Origin of the sequence: Adhaeribacter swui, assembly GCF_014217805.1 — a bacterium.
Classification (GTDB): domain Bacteria; phylum Bacteroidota; class Bacteroidia; order Cytophagales; family Hymenobacteraceae; genus Adhaeribacter; species Adhaeribacter swui.
This window is the reverse complement of the sequence record NZ_CP055156.1, coordinates 1,269,710-1,292,583: the sequence shown is the minus strand read 5'-3', so window position 1 is coordinate 1,292,583 and position 22,874 is coordinate 1,269,710. Positions and strand designations below refer to the sequence as shown.

16 protein-coding genes are annotated in these 22,874 nt (G+C 39.6%); 2 read left to right on the top strand and 14 right to left on the bottom strand.

Annotated features, from left to right (window positions below):
- Positions 1-8: 8 nt before the first annotated feature.
- From HUW51_RS06275 to HUW51_RS06210, 14 genes are all read right to left on the bottom strand, one after another.
- Positions 9-797, bottom strand: coding sequence for a glycosyltransferase family 2 protein (locus HUW51_RS06275; protein ID WP_185273134.1), 789 nt, complete (start codon positions 795-797; stop codon positions 9-11).
- 43 nt (positions 798-840) lie between these two features.
- Entirely contained in the window at positions 841-1,644 is an 804-nt protein-coding gene (locus tag HUW51_RS06270; RefSeq protein ID WP_185273133.1) for a glycosyltransferase, read from the bottom strand.
- Positions 1,645-1,655: 11 nt separating this feature from the next.
- Complete coding sequence (locus tag HUW51_RS06265) at positions 1,656-2,516, bottom strand: glycosyltransferase family 2 protein (protein ID WP_185273132.1); 861 nt, start codon at positions 2,514-2,516, stop codon at positions 1,656-1,658.
- Between the two features lie 24 nt (positions 2,517-2,540).
- Entirely contained in the window at positions 2,541-3,173 is a 633-nt protein-coding gene (locus HUW51_RS24835; protein WP_185273131.1) for an acyltransferase, read from the bottom strand.
- Between the two features lie 78 nt (positions 3,174-3,251).
- Positions 3,252-4,493 (bottom strand): glycosyltransferase, encoded by a 1,242-nt coding sequence (locus HUW51_RS06255; RefSeq protein WP_228466941.1) that lies wholly within the window; start codon positions 4,491-4,493, stop codon positions 3,252-3,254.
- 229 nt (positions 4,494-4,722) lie between these two features.
- Complete coding sequence (locus HUW51_RS06250; protein WP_185273130.1) at positions 4,723-5,931, bottom strand: acyltransferase family protein; 1,209 nt, start codon at positions 5,929-5,931, stop codon at positions 4,723-4,725.
- A 59-nt stretch (positions 5,932-5,990) separates the two neighbouring features.
- Positions 5,991-7,193, bottom strand: a complete 1,203-nt coding sequence (locus HUW51_RS06245; protein WP_185273129.1) for a glycosyltransferase family 2 protein — start codon at positions 7,191-7,193, stop codon at positions 5,991-5,993.
- Between the two features lie 67 nt (positions 7,194-7,260).
- Positions 7,261-8,184 (bottom strand): glycosyltransferase family 2 protein, encoded by a 924-nt coding sequence (locus tag HUW51_RS06240; protein WP_185273128.1) that lies wholly within the window; start codon positions 8,182-8,184, stop codon positions 7,261-7,263.
- A gap of 18 nt (positions 8,185-8,202) precedes the next feature.
- The gene (locus HUW51_RS06235) at positions 8,203-9,627 is read right to left on the bottom strand and encodes an O-antigen ligase family protein (RefSeq protein WP_185273127.1); all 1,425 of its coding nucleotides are present in this window, start codon (positions 9,625-9,627) and stop codon (positions 8,203-8,205) included.
- A gap of 48 nt (positions 9,628-9,675) precedes the next feature.
- Entirely contained in the window at positions 9,676-11,868 is a 2,193-nt protein-coding gene (locus HUW51_RS06230; protein WP_185273126.1) for a GumC family protein, read from the bottom strand.
- Positions 11,865-12,611 (bottom strand): TolC family protein, encoded by a 747-nt coding sequence (locus HUW51_RS06225; RefSeq protein WP_185273125.1) that lies wholly within the window; start codon positions 12,609-12,611, stop codon positions 11,865-11,867. The genes HUW51_RS06230 and HUW51_RS06225 overlap by 4 nt, the downstream gene beginning before the upstream one ends.
- Entirely contained in the window at positions 12,611-13,783 is a 1,173-nt protein-coding gene (locus tag HUW51_RS06220; RefSeq protein WP_185273124.1) for a sugar transferase, read from the bottom strand. Before HUW51_RS06220 ends, HUW51_RS06225 begins: the two co-directional genes overlap by 1 nt.
- 12 nt (positions 13,784-13,795) lie before the next feature.
- A complete protein-coding gene (locus HUW51_RS06215) occupies positions 13,796-14,173 on the bottom strand; it encodes a response regulator transcription factor (RefSeq protein ID WP_185273123.1) in 378 nt (125 codons plus the stop codon).
- Between the two features lie 431 nt (positions 14,174-14,604).
- Positions 14,605-16,569 (bottom strand): response regulator, encoded by a 1,965-nt coding sequence (locus HUW51_RS06210; RefSeq protein WP_185273122.1) that lies wholly within the window; start codon positions 16,567-16,569, stop codon positions 14,605-14,607.
- Between the two features lie 887 nt (positions 16,570-17,456).
- Here HUW51_RS06210 and HUW51_RS06205 point away from each other — a divergent pair.
- On the top strand, positions 17,457-21,428 hold the full coding sequence (locus tag HUW51_RS06205) for a glycosyltransferase (RefSeq protein WP_185273121.1): 3,972 nt from the start codon (positions 17,457-17,459) through the stop codon (positions 21,426-21,428).
- A 142-nt stretch (positions 21,429-21,570) separates the two neighbouring features.
- Complete coding sequence (locus HUW51_RS06200; RefSeq protein WP_185273120.1) at positions 21,571-22,833, top strand: glycoside hydrolase family 2 TIM barrel-domain containing protein; 1,263 nt, start codon at positions 21,571-21,573, stop codon at positions 22,831-22,833.
- Positions 22,834-22,874 lie beyond the last annotated feature (41 nt).

The window sequence follows — 22,874 nt, the reverse complement described above, 5'->3', positions numbered from 1 at the left end:
GGTTTGGTTTAAGCGAAACGGGAAAAATGAAAATCTAAGTTAAAACGTAAATGCCGGTACAAATGCCGGGCCGCGGTAACTAATGGCTGTTCACTTTCGCGCCAGTAATTACGTTTCATGGTGCTGGGTTCCGCGGATGAATTTTCCTGGTCAAATAAACCTTGAAAATCGTCGTAAAATAATGCTTTTCCTTTTTTCTGAATAAAAGCCATCATCATCCGGTATTCAGTTACATCTCCTTTTAATCCTTCGGGGTAACGGCCAAATTTCTCCAGGAAATTACTGCGGCGCAGGTGCGGATGGTCGCTGTAATAATAAAACTTCTGGTAACCCCAGTACCACGGCCAGGGGCTGAAAAGCATTTCTGAAAAGCCATTTTTATACGGTTTCAGGAAAGGATATTTAAAGTAAGCGTAGAAGCGAACCATATCCAGTTCGTTCTTTTCTTCCATAAAATCCAGCGCATTCCGGAAAGATTGCGCAAAGATGGGCTTTGGTACAAAATCTTCCTGGATGTACAAAGTATAAGGCGTTTGAACAGCATCCTGACCTTTATTGATGTTATTACCAAGGCCCCGGTTTTTTTCGGTAGTAATCAGCCGGAACGGATAAGTAGCTTGTAATTCTTTTAATTTATCCAGATGTTCGGTTTTACTGCCATCATCCGAAACAACAATATCCTGAAAAGAGCAATTTTGCTCCTTAAAAGTCCGCAATAATCTTTCGAGAGAGTTGCTCCGGTTATAATGCGTTATCAGTAAAGTAACTCCTTCAAAAGTATGGGTGAGAGGCGTCATACTGGAATAATGGATTAGATTAATTGTTGTTAAAGAATTTAATTTATCGGTAAGAAGGCAGCTTCAGGAAAGCCACATCCCACCGGAATTTTAAAAATTTATACCGCAGGTAAACTAGCCGCATTAACCGAACAATACTGTTGCTTTCTTGCTTCCAGGCACTCCGGAACGTGGCCGTACTGGGCTCCTGCGTTGTGTTTACCTGGTCGAACAGCTCCGTAAAGTTGTTAAAGAAAATACCTTTGCCTTTGTTCTGAATAAACGAAATACACATCCGGTATTCGGTCAGGTCGCCGTTTACACCTTCGGCATAAGGGCCAAATTTTTCGGCGAAAGAAGTTCTTCTTAAATGCGGATGGTCGCTGTAGTAATAAAATTTTAAATGATTGAAACACCACGGGCTCAAAACCATTTTGGAAAAACCTTTCTTAAAAGGCTTAAGGGTTGGATAGCTGAAGTAGGCGTAGAACCGGACGATATCTAAGTCAGCATCGGTTTGCATAAAATCCAAAGCATCCCGGAAATGCTGGGCAAAGACTGATTTGGGTAAAAAATCTTCCTGCACGTATAAAGTATACGGCGAGGTTACCTGCGCTTGCCCTTTGTTTATATTATTACCTAATCCTTTGTTTTGGGGAGTAGTAACTAACCGAAAATCAAAGCTGGATTGTAAATTTTTAATTTTATTTAAATGCTCGGGCTTACTGCCATCATCCGAAACAATTATTTCATGAAAAGAAATATGTAGCTCCTTAAACTGGCGAAGTAAATTTTCTAAAGAATTGCTCCGGTTATAGTGCGTAACCAATAGGGAAACTTCCGGAAAAAAATTGTTAGTACTCGTCATCAGATTAACCATTAAGCATTTTTAGAAACTTCTTTTTCTTTCGGCAGACGAGAATGAAAATTATTAAAAAACCGGCCTATCTCGTGTGAAATTCGGGAGTTTAAAGCTTGAAAAAAGTTGCCACTGCGTTGTAAGGTGCGGGTTCCGGTCCAGGCCCGGGCCGCATTGGAGCGAACTTGTTTTACTTTACCATATTGCATTAAATCCAGGCAAAGCTGGCCATCCTCGCCGCGACGGTTTATTTTTATAAAGCCTATTTTTAAGCCATATTCCTTTACATAACCCATGCTAATACCAAAAGCATTAAAGTAGGGCCGCTTGATATGGCGTACTTCCGCAATCATATCTTTCATGGATTCCAGAATGGCTAATTTCCAGCGCGGGAAACCTGGCTCGCTGATAAAAGAATACCGCCCGTACACGCAAACCACATTTGGCTGTTGTAAAACCTTCATCATTTCATCTATCCAGCAAGTTGGGTAAAAACAATCGGCATCGGCGGTTAAAATGTATTTGCCGGAAGCTTTTTCTTGCCCTAACTGCCGGGCGGGGCCAGCGCCTTGGGTTCTTTCCATAAAGGATTTCACCCGGAGCTTGTTTAAAGTATCTTGTGTTTTATCCGTAGAGTTATTATTAACCACAATAATTTCAAACGGATGTTTGGTTTTCATCCGGGACAAACTGGCAACACAACGCAGTATATTTACTTCTTCATTCCAGGCAGTAATAACCACGCTTACCAAAGGTTCTTGGCTTTGTGCCCGGTCTAAATCCGTGTTTATTTTCTCGAATACCGTTTCTGGAATCTCCTCAAAGTTTTCGTAAGGATATTCAAATTGATTTAACCAGCCCGGATTATTTAAAATTCTCATAGAAGAATAATGGTAAAAGTGCTCTTAGATGGTAACTAATGTGTTTGTTCTTTCCCAGCGCTTAGATTCGCTATCGTATTGTTTTATAACCCTGGCCGGATTACCAGCCACTACAGAATAAGGAGGTACATTTTTAGTAACTACACTACCCGCTGCTATTACCGCATGCTTGCCAATTCTAACCCCAGCGGTTATTACCGAGTTAGCTCCAATCCAGCATTCGTCTTCAATTACTATTTCTTTAGTTGTACACTTCTGTAGGTCAATCGGCATAGTTACATCTTCGTAGCCGTGGTTTAAACCCGACATTACTACGTTTTGCGCCAGAATAACATAATTGCCAATGGTAACCGGTCCTATTACCACGCTCGAAATTCCTACCCGGCTGTTATCGCCAATAAGCACATCGCCCATACCATTGTTAATGGTAGCAAAATCTTCGATAGTTGTATTCTGGCCCAATGAAAAGTTGTTAAAAGGCATTACATCTATCCGGGTATTTCTTCGGATCGTGGCTTTTTTGCCTTTTTTATGTTTAAAAGGATTCAAAAATAGCTTTACCCATAAGCGTGGCCGAGCCTGATTTTGCGGAATGAGCATCCAAAGCACTAAATTTTTAAGTTTTGGATTTTCTTTTATAGTTTGGACTAAACTCATATGGGTACTTTAAAGGATCTGTTTGTAGAGCTTTTAACTATTTGTGCTTAAATTGAGTGTTTAACGTTTGTAATAGAATTAATAAGAAGAAACTGGTTGCGCATTTTTCTTAATGGCTTGTACTTTATCTTTTTGTTCCTTCTGGTTTAGTAAATTATATATTGCTTGCACTGAAGCTTCCCAAGTATGGCTTTTGGCAAATGCTATTCTTGCTTTAGCTTGGCTCATACTGTTTTCAGCTAATGCTTTTTCTATTAATTGAATGTATTCTGCGGCCGAAGAACCCAGATAGGTATAATCTTCGAACATTTGCATGGCTTTGGTTTTAGTAGCAACTACTGGTTTCCCCATGGCTAAATATTCGTCTATTTTGCGCGGGTAATTACCAATAGTTATTTCATTAACTACTTGCGGATTAATACAGACATCAAAATGTTGGATGTAAGAAGGTAATTCTGCCGGAGCTTTTGCGCCTAAAAAGTGTACGTTAGTAAGCTCATGCAGGCGACTGGCTCTAAAATGTTCATCTTCAAATCCTACAAAAGCGAAAGTCCAGTCTGGTCGGGAAGTGGCAAGTTGTTCCAGCAGATTTATATCTAAACGGCTAGCTGTTAGGTTACCCACGTAACCAATAATAGGTTGCTTCAGGTTTACTAAATCCGATGGTACATCTGTTTCAACTTCCGGATTAAAATAATCTAATTCGCAGCCTTGACCTACATCATAACTCTGCGTATTATAATTGGAGGCATATTCTGCCAGAAATAAAGAATTAGCTACAACTAAATCTGCCTTCGTTATTAATTCGGCTTCTACCCAAGTCCCATGTTTCTTAAAATAAGGAACCGCCACCATGTAGTCGCGAACGTAATAGGTATACTTAGTAGGCCGAAGTAATTTTTTTTGTTCCAGGCCCAAGAACATTAAGCTATCGTTAAATAGTAAATAATTTTTAAAATTTAATTTTTGAATAACTTTATTAATGCTACGCGCAAATAGCTGGTTATTAAAATAATTTAATATTTTAAAAATTTTGGGAGAAGAAATCCAGTTACTAGAAAGGCAAAGAATGCCGGGGGTATAAACCCAAAGATTTTCAGAATGCTTTACCAGGTTCTCCTCTTTCCCGGCTAAAAGCCGGAAAATGATTTTTAACCGGGATTTATGCTTGGTTTTAAGCAGCGAATTTATATCTAACGGCGGATTAACGTAAACTACCCGGTTGTTTTGAGCAAAAACAGCAGCGATATTATGAGCATTGCTGCCGATACCTATATCCCAGCCTTGTTGCCCAATCATTATAATATCTTTATTTTTCACGTTCTTAATTTCTACTATTTTTTATGTACGTCTAAGCCGCTTTTAAACCCAATTAAAAGGCACAATAAGGATGGTATAATGATAATCTCCCAGGGCATTTTTTTACCAGATATATATTACACCAAAGCTACAATAATGCCAATAGCTTAGTTCGGTAATTAAACTATATTGATATTGTTCGCTGGGGTGTTAAATTGTTTTATTGGAAAAGTGCAAAATATATTACCAATTACTTGGCTTTTCTGCCTAAAACATATTTAAATGGAACCAAGAAGTTGGCATACTTGGAAAAATTTATGAACAAAGACTTTGACCAGTCTTTGTTCATAAATGGCTTTTCGAATAATAAAAAGAACAAGGCGCTAAGGGCAAGTACGATAGGTAAGAAGATAAGGAGCTGTACCAACAAATTAACGCTGTAGTAATTGGTAATATGAATGTTTTTTGTAAAAACAACGACTAGTTCGGCTAAAGGTAAATGAATCAGGTATATAGTATAGCACATGCCGCCAATAGCCATAATCCATTTATTGGAAACAAATCTATTTACGTAATTACTTTTAAATACCGAATAAAAGAAAGTAAACAACAAGGCAACTACTAAAATCCGGTTGGCAAAATTATACTCCCAACTAAAGGTGTAAATTAAAGTGCCTAAGGCAAGCACAGCGGTAAAATCATAAATAGTTTGCTTTTTAATTTTAGTACTCCAGTCGCATAAATAAATATCGGCTAGCATAAAGCCAATTAAGAAATAATGTAAGTGACCCAGGATACTTAAGTTAGTCGGATTTTGGTAGAATTTAAGATATTGCTGGGCTACCATTAATCCCAGAATGATAAATAAATTTAAAACCCTTCTGAACGTTTTGTTCTTGATTGAAAAAAATAAATAAGTTAAAAACGGCGCCAGAATATAAAACTGAATTTCAATTTCTAAAGTCCAGGTAGGCGGATTTATGGGTGACCATTCTTTATAAATAAGGCCGTGCGTATAAGTAAGATTAGCGAGGTAATGTGGTAAATATTCTACAAAGTTTTTCTGGCCATAAAATATGAATACTAAGAAAAAAATAGTGATCCAGAAAATGTAAGGTGGTTCCAGCCGGGTTACCCGGCGCCAGTAATAATCGCCTAATTTTACTTTTTTTGTATTGTTTAATCTACTGGAAGCAAAAGGAAGCGCCAGAATAAAGCCACTGATAACGAAAAATAGGTACACTCCTAAAAAGCCTCTGGAAGCCCAAAATGCAACACCGTTTTCACTTAGCGGAGTTGTAAAATTTATAGTTGTATTCCGTTCAAATCGCTCGGCCATGTGCTGGATAAGTACCGGCAAAATAGCCATAAAACGAAGCCCATCTATTTCTTTTATCAGCTTTCTTCCGGATGTTACCCGGCTTAATTTTTCTGGAATTAACTTAATGAATGATAACATATTGGATGTAAAAAGCTCTAGAACTTGGATGGTTTTTTAAAAAATATCTAATGGATTGATTATTTATCTAAATCAGCCGAAACTACTTTGGTTTTGTGGGGGGTAGCCAGGAAAGAAGTTTTAGTTTTTTTGGTATTTAACACAGCCAGGCACATGCAGAAAAAAGCATAAGGAATTCGTAACAAGGCTTCAAAAAGTTGTTTGTTATATAAACGGCCAGGAACTCCAATAAACAAGGCCGTGCTAATCATGCCCAATAAAATAGCCCAGAAACCAACCGATGGGCCATAAGGCACTACAAGCGACAACATAAATAATAAACCTAGCAAGCCTAAAAGTAAAATCCGGGGTACTAACATAGCCTGTACCATTTTGTTAAAAAACTCCACATTGCCATGCTTGAATAGTTGTACAAAACCTTGCCAAAAATATTTTTTTAAAAATTCTAATTGTGAGGCAATCCAACGGGTTCTTTGTTGGGTAAATACGGCGGCATTGTCAATTTTTTCGTCGTAAACGTAAACTTTATCCAGGTAGCAAATTTTAACCTGATCCCGGGCAATCCGGAAATCTATTTCTTTATCTTCCCCAACGGTTTCGCCAATATTCGTCAGTAAATTTTTTAAATAAGAAAATTCAAAGGCCATACCCGACCCAATCAGGGCAGAAGAAAGGCCAAGTGCATAATGGCCTTTCCGGAAAATATGGTTGTTAATTTCTTCGTTACAGGCATCTAAAAAAGCAAAGGCAGTATCTAAATTTTTAGCCGTACGATGGGCTTGTACTACTTTAAAGCCAGATTCAAAAGCTAGATTTATTTCTTTCAAAAAGTCTTTACCCATGTGGTTATCGGCATCCAATACTACTGCCACATCGTAGTTGCTTTCTGGTAAGTGGTTAAGGGCAGTTAATAAAGCTTTGCCTTTGGTACTTTTTTCAAAATTTACTTCTATTACCTTAATGCCATTTTTAGTTAAAGTATCTATGGTTTCGGGTTTTAGTTTATCTGCTATCACGCAAACATCAAATAGGCCATTATACGCATGGGCTTTCGCTTTTAAGGCAGATTCGATAATAACGGCATCTTCTTTATAAGCCGGAAAAAGTACGCACATTCTTCTGGCGGTTAAAGCAGTTCGGGTGTTTTGCCGAATGCTTTTGTGCCCTGCCAAAGAAAAGAATAACAAGTAACTAACATTAAAAAGCGCGTAAGCACCTATAATATAAAGCAGGATGTTTAAAACAGGTTCCAGAATGTGCATTTTGAATAACTTATTAAATGTATGGGCAGATAATTGGAAGTGAGGGAAAAATACTGCTTAAGTAAAATTACTGGTTATTAGTAGTGGTATAAGCAATGTTTTGGTGAACCTTTACGGGTTGCAGGTGCCAGAATAATCCGGACCAAAGGGCTTTTAAATGTTGCCATTGGCGTTTTAAGCCAAACATTAAAGAGTTTTTAGGCAAAGCGAGCAAAAAGAAAAATCCGGCACTCATATAAAATTGCTTGCCTGTTAAGTTACGCCGGATAAAAAGCAAACGGTTCCGATTCATGTAATACGTTTTAAGAACCGACATTTTACCAACCGACATAGATTCTTTGTGGTAGATTGCTGATTCGGCAATGTAATGGCAAGAGTAACCAGCTCTTTTAATCATTTCGCACCAATCGTGTTCTTCGTAATACAAAAAGTAAATTTCCGGCATTAATCCAACTTTTTTAACTACTTCCATGGGTATCATCATAGCCGCGCCATCTGCCAGGTTAGTAGAAATAGAATTGTTATGCTGGCCTAAATCCGCCTCGTGGTTGCCAATAGTTTTACTACGACCCGTCCAAGGATTAATACCCGTGCTGCCGGCATATTGAATAATGTTCGTGCTGTCGTAGAACTTAATTTTAGGCGAAGCAATTCCCGCTTGCGGATTTCTTTCAAAAAAATTAACTAAGGGTTCTAAAAATCCAGTTTCTACCTCGGTATCGTTATTTAAAAAGAAAAGATATTTCCCTTTGGCCTGAAGAATACCTAAGTTATTGCCTCCGGCGTATCCTAAATTCTTGGTCGAACGAATAAGATTTACCTCAGGGTATAATTCTTTAATTATATCCGGATTGTCGGTAGGGGAGGCATTATCCACTACAATTACTTCCATGTTCGGATAGGTAATTTGCCGCAAAGAAGCCAGCATTTCGCAGGTTATCCGGGCTTGGTTGTAGTTAACCGAAATTATAGAAACTAAAGGGGTAGACATATACAATAACGAATAATTTTAATTTTTGGAATCTAATTTAGGAGCCAGGAAAACGAATGACCAGGAGATATAAACAATCATAGCAGTAGGAATGCCATTTATTACTTCATTGCCATAACTACAGGCGAAAACCCCGGCGGTGCCAGCTGTTAAGGCTATTAATTTTACGCGTAGTTTAGGGTCTTTTAAGTGCCAGATAATGCCGCTGCATTTACCCAGAATGTACATGATAATGCCAAACCAAATGGTTAAACCGACCACGCCATACATTACCCAAACTTTTACCCAGTAACTATCGGGCGGGATGGTGGAAAGAAACTTATCTGAATTGTAAGTGGTGCCATTCATGCCACTTACCCCAACACCACCCCCGAAAGGAAGATCAGCGAGGTATTTTTTTAATTTTTGTTGGTTGTTGAATCGTACGTTCAGGGAGATATCTTCCGGATCGAGGGCGGTTCGTAACCGAACGATGTGGTAAGAATAAGAATTACCAATAGTGGTGTATTTTAAAATGTATAAACTTCCTAAAGCCAAGGCACAGCCCACAATTAAGGTTTTAGTTTGTTTGCTTAAGAATAAAGCCACAAAAACGCCTACCACCAGGGCAAATAAAGCGCCGCGTGTTCCGGATATTAGCATACCATACAGCAAAATAGCTGATGTTACACCTAGGGCTATTTTTTTCCACCATTTAAACGGCCCCAGAGCCAGAACCAAGGCTACTAAACCCAAATGTGCTTGCGAAGCTCCAAACTGACCGGCATCGGTGAACAAAGAAAAAACCCGCAGCTTACCAAAAACAATATGGGTTAAATCCGCTCCTTCGTCTAGCCATCTTTGCTCCCCTTCGGTTAACCCAATATATAGCTGCTTCATGCCATATAAGGTTGCCAACATAGATAAGCCTAATACAATTTTTATAAAAAGGTCCAAGTCTTTCTTTTGCGTAAATAAAACGGCGCTGAGCAAGGCAATTAATAACCAGTTTAAAGAAGTAAACCGCATTTCCTGGAGCCAACCTATCATACTGGCGCCCGCCGGATTTACTATTTCAATTAAGTTTATCAGGAACCAAACAAAAGCAAGCAGAAAATGGTCGTTGCGGAGGTTGCTCCATTGGTACTTAAAACGGTTGAAAGCCACTGCAACACAGGAAAGTAATAACAACCCATCCATTAAAGGACCAATGGGAAGAGCAACAGGTGAATTTCTTAAGATGAAGGTAATTACAAAGCAATAAACAATATAAGTAATAACCCCTACTTTAGGCTCGATAAATACGGCAGCCGTAAAAGCCAGCACGGTAACCATGCCCACCAATACAAAAGGTAATGCAATTCCTACCTTAACTGTTAACCAGCCGGTAGCAACAGCCGCAATAACGGCCAGAGGCAAAATAAAATAATTTGCTTTGGGCTCTTTAAAAATTAAGGATTGCACGCCTTTTTATTTATTAATGGGTGTTGTACTTACTGGTTTATTTAAAAATTAAGCAGACATCGGTGTTTCCTCCGGTTGGTTAATAACCAAAGGTTTAACTTCCTGCTGGCGCACTTTTTTGGTCGGTTTAATGCTGTTGGTAGCAGGAGTATCGTTGTACTTGGCTAATACCCCGTTTAGTAAAACTTCAATAGGGGCTAGAGTTACTTTTTTAATTTCTTCAAATATAGCTTTGTCAGTTTCCTGCCAGGTGCGGTTTGCTCTAACAGTAAGCACAATCAAGTCCAGGTACTTTAATAAAGAAGTAGGGTACGTGTTCTCCAGAACTGCTGGGAATTCTACTAAAATAACCGTGTATTTCGAATAACTTTCCCCAATAATGTCGGCAATAGAAATCCGGTTGTTTAAACCATAAAGAGGTGAGTAAAAGGAAGTATGCGAGCCGGAAGCAACCAAGTCAGTATGGTCTTCTGGAAATAAAGCTAGCGTTTTTATTCCTTTTGCATTTAATTGATTCGCTAAGATGCTAAGTGCTGTACTCTTGCCTTCGCCGGCTAAACTACTTAAAACGCCTATAATAAACGGTTCCCGGACGTTTTGCTTTTGTTGCATTTTTAAAAGTAGCTGCCTTGTAAGAACTTCTTCGGCTTTTTGGGCAGCAAGCACCTGCCGCTTCTTTTTCCCAAATAAAACAGGCAAAGTACTTAACACGGGTAACCCAGTTTGAATAGCAGCAATACGCGTATTTTTTAAAGAATTATCTACGAGTTCGGTGCCTACCAGATAAGCGGTAACTACAAAGAAGGTTCCGAAAGTACCGAATAATAATAACAGCAGTAAATTGGACTTAGTAGGCTTTATGGGCGTGTAAGGCGGATCAACTACGGTAAGTTGCGACGTAATCTCAATATTGCGTTGGTTGAGCTTGCTTTCGGTTAAGCCGTTGAGCAGAGAAAAATATTCTTTTTCCGCTAAATCTTTTTCGCGCTCAATTTTCCGTAATTCCGCTCCTAAAGGTGCTACTTTATCATATTGCTCACCAAATACTTTTAATTGCCGCCGGATTACGAACAACTGTCCTTTTAATTCTTCTACCAGAACGGTGTTTTTTATCCATTCATCCAGCAGGTTTTTGCTTTCAACTGCTTGCGCTGCCTGAATTTTAGAATAAGCATTATCCAGGGTAAGTTTTATCTTGTTTTCAACAATATCCGCTTGCTGTTTTAAGGTAGCAATTTGATTGGTTGCAGTAGCATTGGCCTTGCCCCGGTTTATTACTTCTATCTCGGCAATCTGGGTATTAAGTTTAGAAAGCTGATCTCTTAACTGAAGAATTTCCTGATTATACAATGTTACGGCACCGCGTTCTTTTAAAGTTTTTTCCACTGCTTTAAGTGCCGAAAAAGCGCCGGCATATTGCATTTCTAAGGAGTTGTAATTTTCCAGCATGTGCTGTTTATCAGCGGCAATGGCCGATGCCTGCTCGTTGTAGTTGATCAGGCTATTGGTTTTATGAAAATTTAAGAAACTCTCCTCCGCAGCTTCCAGTCTCTTGTAAGCGTTCGTGGTAGCTGTTTCGAAGTAATTCATTACCGATTCATTTTGCCCTTCCATTAATGCCGTGTGTTTCCGGATAAAAACATTGCTTAAAATTTCAAGGGTTTGGCGTACTATTACCGGGTCGTTAGAAACATACTCTATTTTCAGTAAATTACTGTTAGGGAGTTGCGTAGCGTTAATTTTAGTTAAAGCCTTTAAAGAGTAACCGGGTTCATCGGAATTTATAATATTATAAATTCCGTTATGGTCTCCGGATTTTAAAATGTCTTCTAAGTTTTTAGTAGTTTCTTCCACAGAAGCGCCTACCAGTTTTTTTCTGAAAGATTCAGGGAACCATTCTTGCAAGCGATTGTACTTTTCTTCGCTCAGCACGGCGGGGTCATACTTCTTGGCCATTAAGTGCGTCGCTAATAACCGCAGCGCAACTTCTTGTTTGGTTTCCCGGGAGTTAATGAGGTTAAGCAAATTGGCAAAAGCACGGTTGGTTGCAAAGTAATCAGAGCTGTTATCTTCTTTTACGCCCATCCCCGAAGCTATGCCGGTGTAAATAACGGTATCAGAAGTGTATTCTTTGTCCATTTTACGGCCAAAGAAAAATATAGAGGCTGCGGTAATTAATGGGATGCTTATTAATATAAGCCAGTTGCGCAGCATTAACCGGTAAAAACTTCTAAATGTCATTTGCGGTTCATTAAATCGTTAATGGTGGTTCCTATTAGTTCTTCTAATAAGAGGTATACTGTTTCGTACTTATTTTTAAATTGTTCTTGCGCCATGGCTGACTTGGTGTAAAAATCATTCACCACCATTAGTTCATCCAGTTCAATCTGACCTAATTTGAATTTTTTATCAGCTAATTTTTTGTTTATATCCGCCGACTGCAAAGCATCTACCGATTGCTCCCAGGTAACTTTTGCTAAGCTTACTTCTTGGTAGGTTCTAATAATTAACTGCCTGATTTCTCTTTCTTCAGTTTTACGATCTGCTTCGGCTTGTTTTAAAGTTAATTCTTGCCGGTGGACTTCATATTTGCGGCCAAGTAGTTGGCCCAGCGAAAGGCTTAAATTTATTCCGGAATTATACTGTGCCCGGGCTGGTAAATTAAAAGCATTGATCTGGCTTACTTGTTGGTCGCCGTTAATGGTGTTCAGCATGGTACCATAGCTGTAGCCTGAACCTATCGCCAGCCCGTTTAATATTTGTTTGCGGGATAGCCGAATATTATCATAGGCAATTTGTTTAGCCGCGTCCAGTTTTTCAATTTGGGCAGAGTACTTTACGGCCGCATCAATCAACAGTGGAAGCGCTATTTCCGGCGATTTAAAAAACTTATCCTGCCAATCCGGAGCGGGTTGAGGGCTTACTTGTCCGAAAGCCAGCCGAAAACAGGAAATAAAAAGAAGTAATAGTAAGGTTTTTTTCATTAAACGTTTTCTTTTTGAAAAAGCGCCGGAAATGTTTTTAAAATAATTTGTAAGTCTTTTTTAAGGGAGAAAGTTTTAGCGTATTCTATATCCAGTTCTTTACGCTCTTCCTCCGACATGTTGCCTCCTTTACCTCTTTTGCTTACTTGCCAAAGGCCCGTAATACCTGCCGGAGCAATAAAACGGGCCGCAAAATGGTCGGTAGTAATTTTTTCCGCTTCGTATAAAGGCAATGGCCGGTTGCCTACTATCGACATATCGCCGCGTAAAACATTATATAACTGCGGAAGCTCATCCAGGCTCGTGTTGCGCAGGAACATGCCAATCTTGGTAATCCGGGGGTCATTCGCAATTTTCATGAATGCAGCTCCGTCTTCGGCTTGCTTGGCTATTTTGTATTGCTTTTCGCAAATGGTTTTGCCTTGGCTATCAATAAGCTGGTTCTGGCAACTAGTGCCGGCAGCTACACAAGTGGCGCATAAACTTGAAATGGCCAGCGATGGTTCTTCGGCAGGTGAAGCTTGATACTGGTTTAAGTTTTTCATGGAGGCCAGCATCTTGTCGGCATTTTGCCGCATCGACCGGAACTTCCAAAACCGGAAAATACGGTAACCGGTACCCACCCGGTAAGAATAGTAAAAAGCCGGCCCTTTAGATTCTAACTTAACCAATAGGGCAATTAACAGAAACAAAGGAGAAAGGCACAATAAGGCCGTGGCTGAAACCAGAATATCAAAAAGACGCTTGCCTATGGGGTTTTGATAAGCATAGGTATTCTTTTTAACCGGATTAAGATTATTTGTTTTTGAACCAGATAAATTATCTAACCGGGTAAGCAGTTTTTCCTTTTCCGGTTTTTGCGTAAGAATATCTGTTACGCCGGCATCTGCCAGCATAGCTTGTAAACCCGTAGAGATAGAGTCGTTGGTTAGCCAAAAAATGGGTTCCTTAATTCCGATGTCTTTTTTTAAGACCTGGATTAGGTTTAGGCCTAAAGGCGAAGTAAGACTGGCTGAGTCCAAGATAGCGTCAAAGTATTCGCCTTTGGCTAACCACGACAAAAAATTAGTTGGATTATCAAAATGCTGTACCTCTAAATCATCGGCATATTCTGCAGTAAAGCTTTGAACTTCTTGTTCGGTAGAGCCCAGGCAAACTACTTTCTTTCTCATGGCTAAGCCTTGTTATACTTTAATTCTTCTCAATACATTTTTAATTCGGACGTCGAGTTCTTCCGGATTAAAAGGTTTTATCATGTAGTCGTCGGCGCCATGTCTTAAGCAGGTAATTTTGTTGCTTGTTTCGTCTTTACCCGACAGCATGATTAAAGGAATGTCGCAAAACTTAGTAGTGGCACGTAGTTGCTTGATAAAATCAAGGCCATTCATAAGTGGCATTTCAAAGTCAGCTACTATCGCATCTATGTAATGGCCTTCCTGGAGCCAATTCATAGCCTCCTGGCCATTCGACTTTAATTGCACCGAATATTCTTTAGAAAAATAATGTTCTAAAATCAGCCCTATCGATGGTTCGTCGTCCACAATAAGTAATCTTTTCTTCATAGATGAATTATTTTATTATTGGTTATCTATCGTTGTTACTGGTTGTTTTCTTAACTAAATGCAATATTGTGCCAGTAAGAATTTTTAAATTCTTGTTTTGGGGTTGAATTCAGAAAAGAAAGACAGCTTTATTAAATTATTAAGAGTATGATGTAACAAATGTAAATTTCTTTTTATTAAAAAAGTAATATTTTTAAAAATATTTTTTTGTTCATTTTTCTTAATTTAAACGCTGTAAATATAGTATTATAATAGCTATAAACCTGAGTTGTATTGCTTAAGTTCAAATGTTTGGAGTGTATAAATATTAATAATTTTATAAAATTATAGCACTTTAGTTATTTTGAATAAAAAAAAACAGAATAGGCGTTTTGGAGGAGGTGATTTAGCTTTGAAATTAATATAGTTAAATTTTAATATTAAAGCATTCGCTAAGATTCGATTTCGGAGTGAAGTTGTTCTTGAAAGGCAGTTATTACTTTTTTAGTAGTAATATCAATGATCTGCATTAAATTAGTAAGATCAGAAAAGTTAATTTTTTTACTACCTATTTCTTCTATTTTGGTAGCAGCCTGCGCCGCGGTTTTAATACCGATGTTGCCGTAGGTAGATTTAAGGCTATGTGCAATCTGGGCCACAGAATTCCAGTCTTGCTGGGTAATAGATGCCGTGAGGTTTTCTAGTTGGCTGGGGACTAAATCAATAAACAAACGCTGCATTTTTTTTACAAAATTTGCATCTTCTGCTAAGTTGCCTAAGCCCGAAAAGTCGTACAAGGCTGGCTCCGGTTCTGATGGGGTTAACGGTTCTGGTTCGGTTGGTATGGTGGCGGCAGAAAGTGGCTGTAGGTTGTTTAAATCAGTAGCGGTTAAATGGTTTTCAACTTCTACGGTATCCTCTTCGTTCTTTGCCGTTTGTTTATCGGTAATGTTTCGGGCAATAGTTAGGTATAGGTTTGTTTCGGTATAAGGTTTAAACAAATAATCAGAAAATCCGGATTCCTTATATCTGTTTATATCAATTTTATAAGCATTAGCGGTAAACGCAACGATAGGGGTGTTTTGATTGGGATTGGGCTCTTGCCGGATAGTAGCTGTTGCCTCTATTCCATTCATGCGGGGCATGTCTATATCCATTAAAACAAGATCATACGGGCTTTCGTGTGCTTTTTCACATGCTTCTATTCCGTCTTGGGCTACATCTACGTGTGCTTCCCAATACTTTAGCTGAGAAACTACCAACAATTGATTGGCTGGATTATCTTCTGCTAATAAAATACGTAATCCTTTGAGTTTATTTAAATCTTCTGATAACTCTGGCGTTTCTGTTTGGTTTGTTTCTGCACTTACAGGATAAGGAATAATAAAAGAAAATTGAATTTCCTGGTTCGGTAGTAATTCTAACCAAATCCGGCCGCCCTGGAGTTCTACTATTTTTTTGCAAATTCTTAGTTTAACGTCCAGGTTATTATATGTGTCTAATGCCTCGTGGTTTCCGTTGCTGGAGCTGGCAAAAAAACGCTCTAACTTGTCGGGTTTACTCTGCCAGTTACTAGTTCGTACAGAAAATGCTATATGTACTACTTTTTCCAGCCTGGCCTGGATGCGCGCACTTACCGATAGCTGACCCTGAGAAGTATGCTTCACAGAATAGGAGATTAAGTTAGTAAGTATCTGGTTAAGCCGGTGTGGGTCGCCTTGTACTAATGGCAGGCTAGGAGGTACTTCCCCTAGCTGCAGTTCTAGTTGCTGGTCTTCGGCTTCAGAAATAAATGCACTAATGGTATACTGTAGAATAGAGGCAATATCAAACGGGGTTGTTTTAAAAGCAGTAATGCCAGTTTGTAACTTAGAAAATTCCAGAATTTGGTCTGGGGCGTCTAAAAGATTATCGGCCACAGATTGGATAAGATGTAAATAGCTTTCCTGTTCTTTGTTAATCAATCCTTTTTTTAAAAGTCGGGTTAAGCTCGAAATGGTGTTTATATCGGCTTTAAATTCTTCTTTTAAATGAGTTAAAAACAGTTGCTTCACCTGAGTAGATTCTTTTTTCTCTTGAAAAGCATTTTTAAACGGGGTGACATCGTTAAAAGTAGATAAAAGAAAGCGGGCGCCATCTGGTGATTTAAAAGGCTTTTTAGTAACAGTAAACCAAATTTTTTGTCCGTTCTCCTGCTCAAATACCTCTTCCAAGGTTACTTGCTTGTTTAGTTTTAAAATTTCCAGGTCTTTGTTGTAAGCATAGTCAGAATTTAAAAAACCCTTCTGCAAGATAGTTGCTGCGCTTTGTTGGTGTAATTGCGCAAATGCTTCGTTTACAAGTGCAAGCTTGCCTAACTCATCTCGTACGTAAATAGGATTGGGACTAACGTCAACTAGCTGCCGAATAAATTCCATTCTGTATCTGTTTTGAAAACCTGCTTAACTACCTGTAAAATGATTGGCATGGCTATTTAACTTAACTTAACGTTTGTGTTTTAACTAATGTTTTATAAGCCTGTCAATGACCTACCATAGAATCGGGTAAAAAAATGTTTTATTTAGGTAAATAAGAAAAATATTAACCTATAATTTATAATAAAAGTAAATTTTTTTATATATAAAAATAATTATATCTGCTTACCCTAAGTAAGATGAATTTTAAAATTTTTGCAAAAGTATAGAAATAAGAACGTGCTTTAAAACGCAGCAATGCCTTGTTTCGATCAATTTATAATTATTTCAACTAATTTGTATTCGTTTAAATTAGCTCTAAAAGCTAAATATGCCTTTAAAACACCAATAGCTGCAGCTAAGATAGTTAAAAGTTTGAAGTAGTAAACTTGCAACATTTAAATCTTGCTACTAATGGTTTAGGGCTGATTGTAAGCATTCCTGTAAATACATTCTTTAGGTTTTTTATTAAAACTCCATAGATCTTAATTGTGTATAAAGCCTTTCTTTATTAGAAATGTGCTAATTTATATTTTAGGTATTCTAAATACTTTAAGCATTATGGTATAATACCAATAATTGTTTGGAATAATATTTGAATATTAAAATATATATTATCATAAATATAATACTATAATTGATTCACTACTACATGTTGGTGGAACAAAGTAGGCAAAAGTTAAGCGCAGGAAGCAGTTTAACGGTAGTATGAAGATGGAGTAAATTTAAAAAAAAGGAAAATCTAGGTTCTCTATATCGGCAAATCCGGATTTATAAGCACGAGTAAGTTACTCACTTAAGTTTTTAAAAGAATCGCATTAAAATATGATATACTGTTTACTTATTATAAAATGATTAAGAACAAAGAGCAGAGCAGTGGAGGGGTAGAAGCTATCCATGTGGTGTGCATGAAAACTCCTGCTAAAAGAGAGTTGTTCATTCTCAAAATACTGATTGGGGGTGGCCTTATTAGTCTTGCTGTATTTGCGGCTTGGCTTGTTAAATCAGAGCAAATTGGTTATTTCCCCCTGTATTTGTTACTGGTGTTATCTTTAGGGTATAAAATGGTGCGGGTACTCCACGAATGGTACCACTACTGGGGTATGAAAACCACGCCGCTGCCAAAGTCCACCCGTACCTGGACGGTAGACATGCTTACTACGGCTGTACCGGGTGAGCCCTTCGACATGATTGAGCGCACCCTCAAAGCCATGAAAGCAGTGCGCTATCCGCATACTACTTACCTCTGCGACGAAGGCAATGATCCGGCTTTAATTAAACTTTGCCAGGAGTTAGATGTGGTACATGTTACCCGTACCGTTAAAGTAAACGCTAAGGCCGGTAATATTAATAATGCCTTGCAACAGGCTACCGGCGAATTATGCGTTATCATGGACCCCGACCATATTCCGGTACCCTCTTACTTAGATGAAGTAGTGGCTTACTTCGAAGACCCGGAAGTAGGTTACGTGCAAATGGTGCAAGCGTACTACAACGCCGAAGACAGCTTTTTTGCCCGCGGGGCCGCCCAGCAAACGTATTTGTTTTACGGCCCCATGATGATGGGCATGAATGGCTACGGCACGGTGCAGGCCATCGGTGCGAATTGTACCTTTCGCCGGGCTGCTCTGGATTCTATTGGCGGCCACGCACCCGGTCTTTCCGAAGACATGCATACGGCCATGCAGTTGCACGCCAAAGGCTGGAAATCGGTTTACACGCCTAAAATACTAACCCGGGGGCTGGTGCCCAATACCCTGGCTTCGTATTTTAAACAGCAAATCAAATGGTCCCGGGGTACTTTTGATTTATTGGTGCACGTGTACCCGCGTTTATTTAGAAATTTTACCTGGCGTCAGAAACTGCATTACTTACTACTGCCCCTGCATTATGCCTTTGGCCTGATCGTTTTATTAGATATCTTCATTCCGGCGGCTTCTTTAATCATGGGGGAAACGCCGTTGTATATTGAGTGGTACCAGTTCTTCTGGGTACTTCTGCCTTATCTTGGTTTTATTACCCTGATCCGGCAGTATGCCCAGCGCTGGCTGCTGGAAGACCATGAAAAAGGTTTTCACGTGTCGGGTGGTATCTTGTTGTTTGCCAGTTGGTGGGTATTTTCGCTTGGCCTGATTTATACCATATTAAATATCAAAGTACCCTATATCGCCACTCTTAAAAACGACGAAGATCGCAATAACTGGTCTTTAAGTATGCCCAACATCATTGTTTGCGGATTAAATTTAGGCGCTTTATGGTACGGCTTATCACGCGATTGGAGCCCTTATAGTTGGATGATGGGAACTTACGTGGGGCTAAATAGTTTGTTGTTGCTGATCGTCATTGTGGCGGCCCAACCGGTTTTAATCAAAAAATTAAAAAATTGGCTGCAGCCGTTTTCTATTACGCACCTGCTGTATTGGCCGATAAAATTAGTGCGTCAGGTTATTTTGCCAGATACGTACCGGCTGTTGCGCAAAGGCGCGCCTGCCCTGGCTATTCTTCTTTTTCTGGCTTGTAACAGCTTTATCTTAATGGATTATAACCCCAGCAAAGATATAGAAGTGCTCTACGGGCCGCAAACCAAAGCTACCGGTGGTTTTTATACGGGTATGTACCTGCCCACTGGACAAGAAGAAACTGCCTTGGTTGCAGCGGATAATTTTCAGAAGCAATTGGGTACTAACTTAAATATTCTTTCGGTAAATCAAAGTTGGGCGCCGGAGAGCTCCGATGGCCTGCCGGTAGCTTTGTTCGAGCATATTGCTCAACGAGGCGCTATTCCTTTAATTACCTGGAATCCCCTGGAAGTGAAACGCACAGAAAAAACAGCTAAAACAAAAGAAAATATTTTAGAAGCCATTGCGGCCGGTAAGTATGACGCTTATATTCAAGCTTACGCGCGCAGTATCCAGCGGTACAATCACCCGGTTTTTATTCAGTTTGCCCCGGAAGCAGATAATACCGAAAAGTACCCGGCTCAACCGGTACCAATAACGCCGGAGGTATTTAAAGCTGCTTACCAACACGTAGTGGCTACCTTTGCCAACACCGGCGTAAATAATGTAAGCTGGATTTGGCATCCGGCCGAACCGCAAAACATAGAGGCGTATTACCCCGGCGAAAATTACGTGGATTGGGTAGGAATATCTTGCTTGAACTATGGAAAGGCTGCCAAAGATGGCAAATGGCGTACCTTTGAAGAACTGTACCGGCCGTTTCGCAACGACATGCTTAAGTTAAATAAACCGGTAATGCTCACAGAGTTCGGCTCGACGAACTACGGGGGCAACGGGCAGGAATGGCTTGAATATTATTTGCCCTTGATTCCGAATTATTACCGCGAAATCCGTTCATTGGTGTTTTACACAAATAACCCGGGTCAAAGCTGGCCTACTGCCTGGCGCCCTGCTAACTATTCGGCAGAGATAGACTGGACAATTAAAAACCCAAACCAAATAGCTAAGTTTTATCGGAGAATAAAGCAAGAATCTTTTATCTGGCAAAAGCCTACTTTCGAGCAGAAAGCGCTGCGTCCGGAGTTGGTTAAAACTTTCCGGAAAAATCAAGAACATTATTTAACAGGTAAGCCGGGACAATACACCTTGTTGGTAAAAGAGCAACCCTTTTACGTGAAGGGAGTGGCTTACAACCCAGGACACGACTGGCGGGATGGCCATTATCCATTGACCCGACAACAATTGGAGCAAGATTTTGATGCCATAAAAGCCATGGGAGCCAATACCATTCGCCGGTACAGCCCCAGCGTATACGATAATAATATTCTGACCATTGCCCAGGAAAAAGATTTAAAAGTACTCTACGGTTTCTGGTTCGACCCCAAAGTAGATTATTATAAAGATACGGTGCAGGTAAAAAAATACTTGCAGAAGGTAGAAGAAACCGTGAGTAAGTTTAAAGATGCGCCAGCCGTACTGGGCTGGTCGGTTGGGAACGAGACCAGTAGTTTGCTTAAAAAACATTATAGCCAACCGTACCTGAGCTTGAACCGGAAGGCTTACATGCACATGCTGGAGTTAATGGCGGAACGCATTCACCTGATTGATCCGGCCCGGCCCGTTTTCACTTCTCTGGAACATTCGCGGCAATTGGCCGGGGAACTGCTAGCGTTTGGCCAACTGGTGCCATCCGTAGATGTGGTAGGTATCAATTCGTACTACACCCAGCAGATAAGTAAATTACAGGAGATAAACGCCAAGTTCAATCCACACCGCCCGTATCTGATTTCTGAATTTGGCCCGAGTGGCTACTGGGATCCGGAGTACTCGCTGATAGATAAAAATACGATACTAATTGAGGAGACGAATGCCCAAAAAGCCACTTTATATACTCAGGAATGGCAAAGTTTTATTCAGAAAAATAAAGGAAATAATGTTGGCGGTGTAGCCTTTTGCTGGCGCGACCGCTTCGAAGGTTCGGCTACCTGGTTTGGGTTAACCGATTTTAGAGGTCGAAAAAAGCCGGTGTACTATGCTTTGCAACAGATTTGGACAGATCAAACTCCTGCGCCTGCTCCTAAAGTACAGATTGTAGGCCCATCTGGTTTTCTGGTGCCAAAGACCTCTTTTGAATTTACCGTTGTTGGCAATTTTAACCCGAACAGTAAAATAGAGTGGCAGTTATACAAAGACGATTACCTGGAGAATATGGACGTTTTAGAAAAAATAGATCAGCCAAATAAAGTAGTAGTTACCTTACCCGAGCTAAAAGGTAAATACCACCGCACCAATTATCGCCTGTATGTGTATGTATCGGATGGAAAAGGGAACGTGATTACTGCCAGTAAAAGTTTAATAATGTAAAAAGCAGATTTTTTAAAATTTCTGTAGTTAGAAGAAACCAATTTTTATGAAGTGTAATTTTTTACTTCTCCTGCTTTTTTGTTTTGCCCTGGTTGCCTGTAATCAGAGGCCTCAATTAAAAAAACATCTGGGCTCGCATTATGTGGAGGTACGAAAAGAAAATAACCGGTATCAATTATACCGTAACGGCTCGCCTTATTTTATTAAAGGAGCTTGTGTTTATAAAGATTTTGATTTGCTCCAGGAAAACGGGGGGAACTCCATCCGCTTGTATAATGTAAATGCCGACAGCGCTTTAAAAGTTTTAGACCAGGCGCATCAGCAAGGGTTGACGGTAACCGTTGGCCTTAATGTAATTCCGGCAGGCACTTTAGATTACAGCGATGAACAGGCCGTAGCCAAGCAGTTGGCAAAAATTAAGCAAGACGTGTTAAAATTAAAAAACCATCCGGCTTTGCTGATGTGGGGTATTGGAAACGAATTAAGTTTTAAAATTGAATTTAAGCGGATTTTGGATCATTACCGCTTATGGTCAGCCGTAAACGATATTGCTGCCATGATTAATGAAGTGGACCCGGATCATCCTACCACTACCATGATTTCGTCGGATGTAAAACCATTGCTGCTCATTAGTCTGTTCTGCGACGAAATAGATATTTTATCTATGAATGTTTTTGGTAACATGACGGCCGCTTTAAAATTTACTACTGATTGGATTTGGCAAGGACCTCTTGTGGTATCGGAATATGGCACGCCGGGCTATTGGGTTGCGGATCATACCGATTGGTACGCTAAAGTAGAACCAACCAGTTATACTAAATCCCAGCTAATAAAAACGCAGTACCAGGATATGATTCAAAACAATCCTGCTTGTTTAGGTTCTTACGTTTTTATCTGGGGGCAAAAGCAGGAATATACAACTACGTGGTTTGGTTTGTTTACGCCCACAGGCCAGCCAACCGAAATGATAGATGTTTTGCAATATAACTGGTTAAATCAATGGCCAGCGAACCGGGCGCCAAGTATTGGTTCTATTAGCATTAATAACCAGAAAGATGCTAAAAATCCTTACTTAGAAAAAAGCAAAAAGTTTTATGTTACCTTGGCGGTTCAACATGCTCCCAGTAACAACATGCAGCTCCGTTGGGAGCTGCAGAAAGACAACCTGGAAATTTATTTTGACCCAACCCTGGCTCAGCAAAAACCAGAAATTATAGCCAAGGGCAAGGTAGAGGTGAATAAATTAAAAAATAATAAAAAAGCATCTGCCTCGGCTGACTGGCAAAATTATCAACTCGAATTTACCAGTCCTTTAAACGAGGGGCCTTACCGGTTGTTTTTTTATTTATCTGATGAGCATGATAAATCAGCCACCGGTAATGCCGTATTTTATGTAGTAAATTAACCTGCGTTCAAGATAAGCACGGATCAAGAACTAAGAAAATC

Coding starts and splice junctions, on each gene's coding strand:
- HUW51_RS06230 (WP_185273126.1), bottom strand. CDS start 11,868: ATGACATTTAGAAGTTTTTACCGGTTAATGCTGCGCAACTGGCTTATA.
- HUW51_RS06215 (WP_185273123.1), bottom strand. CDS start 14,173: ATGAAGAAAAGATTACTTATTGTGGACGACGAACCATCGATAGGGCTG.
- HUW51_RS06265 (WP_185273132.1), bottom strand. CDS start 2,516: ATGAGAATTTTAAATAATCCGGGCTGGTTAAATCAATTTGAATATCCT.
- HUW51_RS06270 (WP_185273133.1), bottom strand. CDS start 1,644: ATGACGAGTACTAACAATTTTTTTCCGGAAGTTTCCCTATTGGTTACG.
- HUW51_RS06245 (WP_185273129.1), bottom strand. CDS start 7,193: ATGCACATTCTGGAACCTGTTTTAAACATCCTGCTTTATATTATAGGT.
- HUW51_RS06240 (WP_185273128.1), bottom strand. CDS start 8,184: ATGTCTACCCCTTTAGTTTCTATAATTTCGGTTAACTACAACCAAGCC.
- HUW51_RS06210 (WP_185273122.1), bottom strand. CDS start 16,569: ATGGAATTTATTCGGCAGCTAGTTGACGTTAGTCCCAATCCTATTTAC.
- HUW51_RS06220 (WP_185273124.1), bottom strand. CDS start 13,783: ATGAGAAAGAAAGTAGTTTGCCTGGGCTCTACCGAACAAGAAGTTCAA.
- HUW51_RS06225 (WP_185273125.1), bottom strand. CDS start 12,611: ATGAAAAAAACCTTACTATTACTTCTTTTTATTTCCTGTTTTCGGCTG.
- HUW51_RS06250 (WP_185273130.1), bottom strand. CDS start 5,931: ATGTTATCATTCATTAAGTTAATTCCAGAAAAATTAAGCCGGGTAACA.
- HUW51_RS06275 (WP_185273134.1), bottom strand. CDS start 797: ATGACGCCTCTCACCCATACTTTTGAAGGAGTTACTTTACTGATAACG.
- HUW51_RS06205 (WP_185273121.1), top strand. CDS start 17,457: ATGATTAAGAACAAAGAGCAGAGCAGTGGAGGGGTAGAAGCTATCCAT.
- HUW51_RS24835 (WP_185273131.1), bottom strand. CDS start 3,173: ATGAGTTTAGTCCAAACTATAAAAGAAAATCCAAAACTTAAAAATTTA.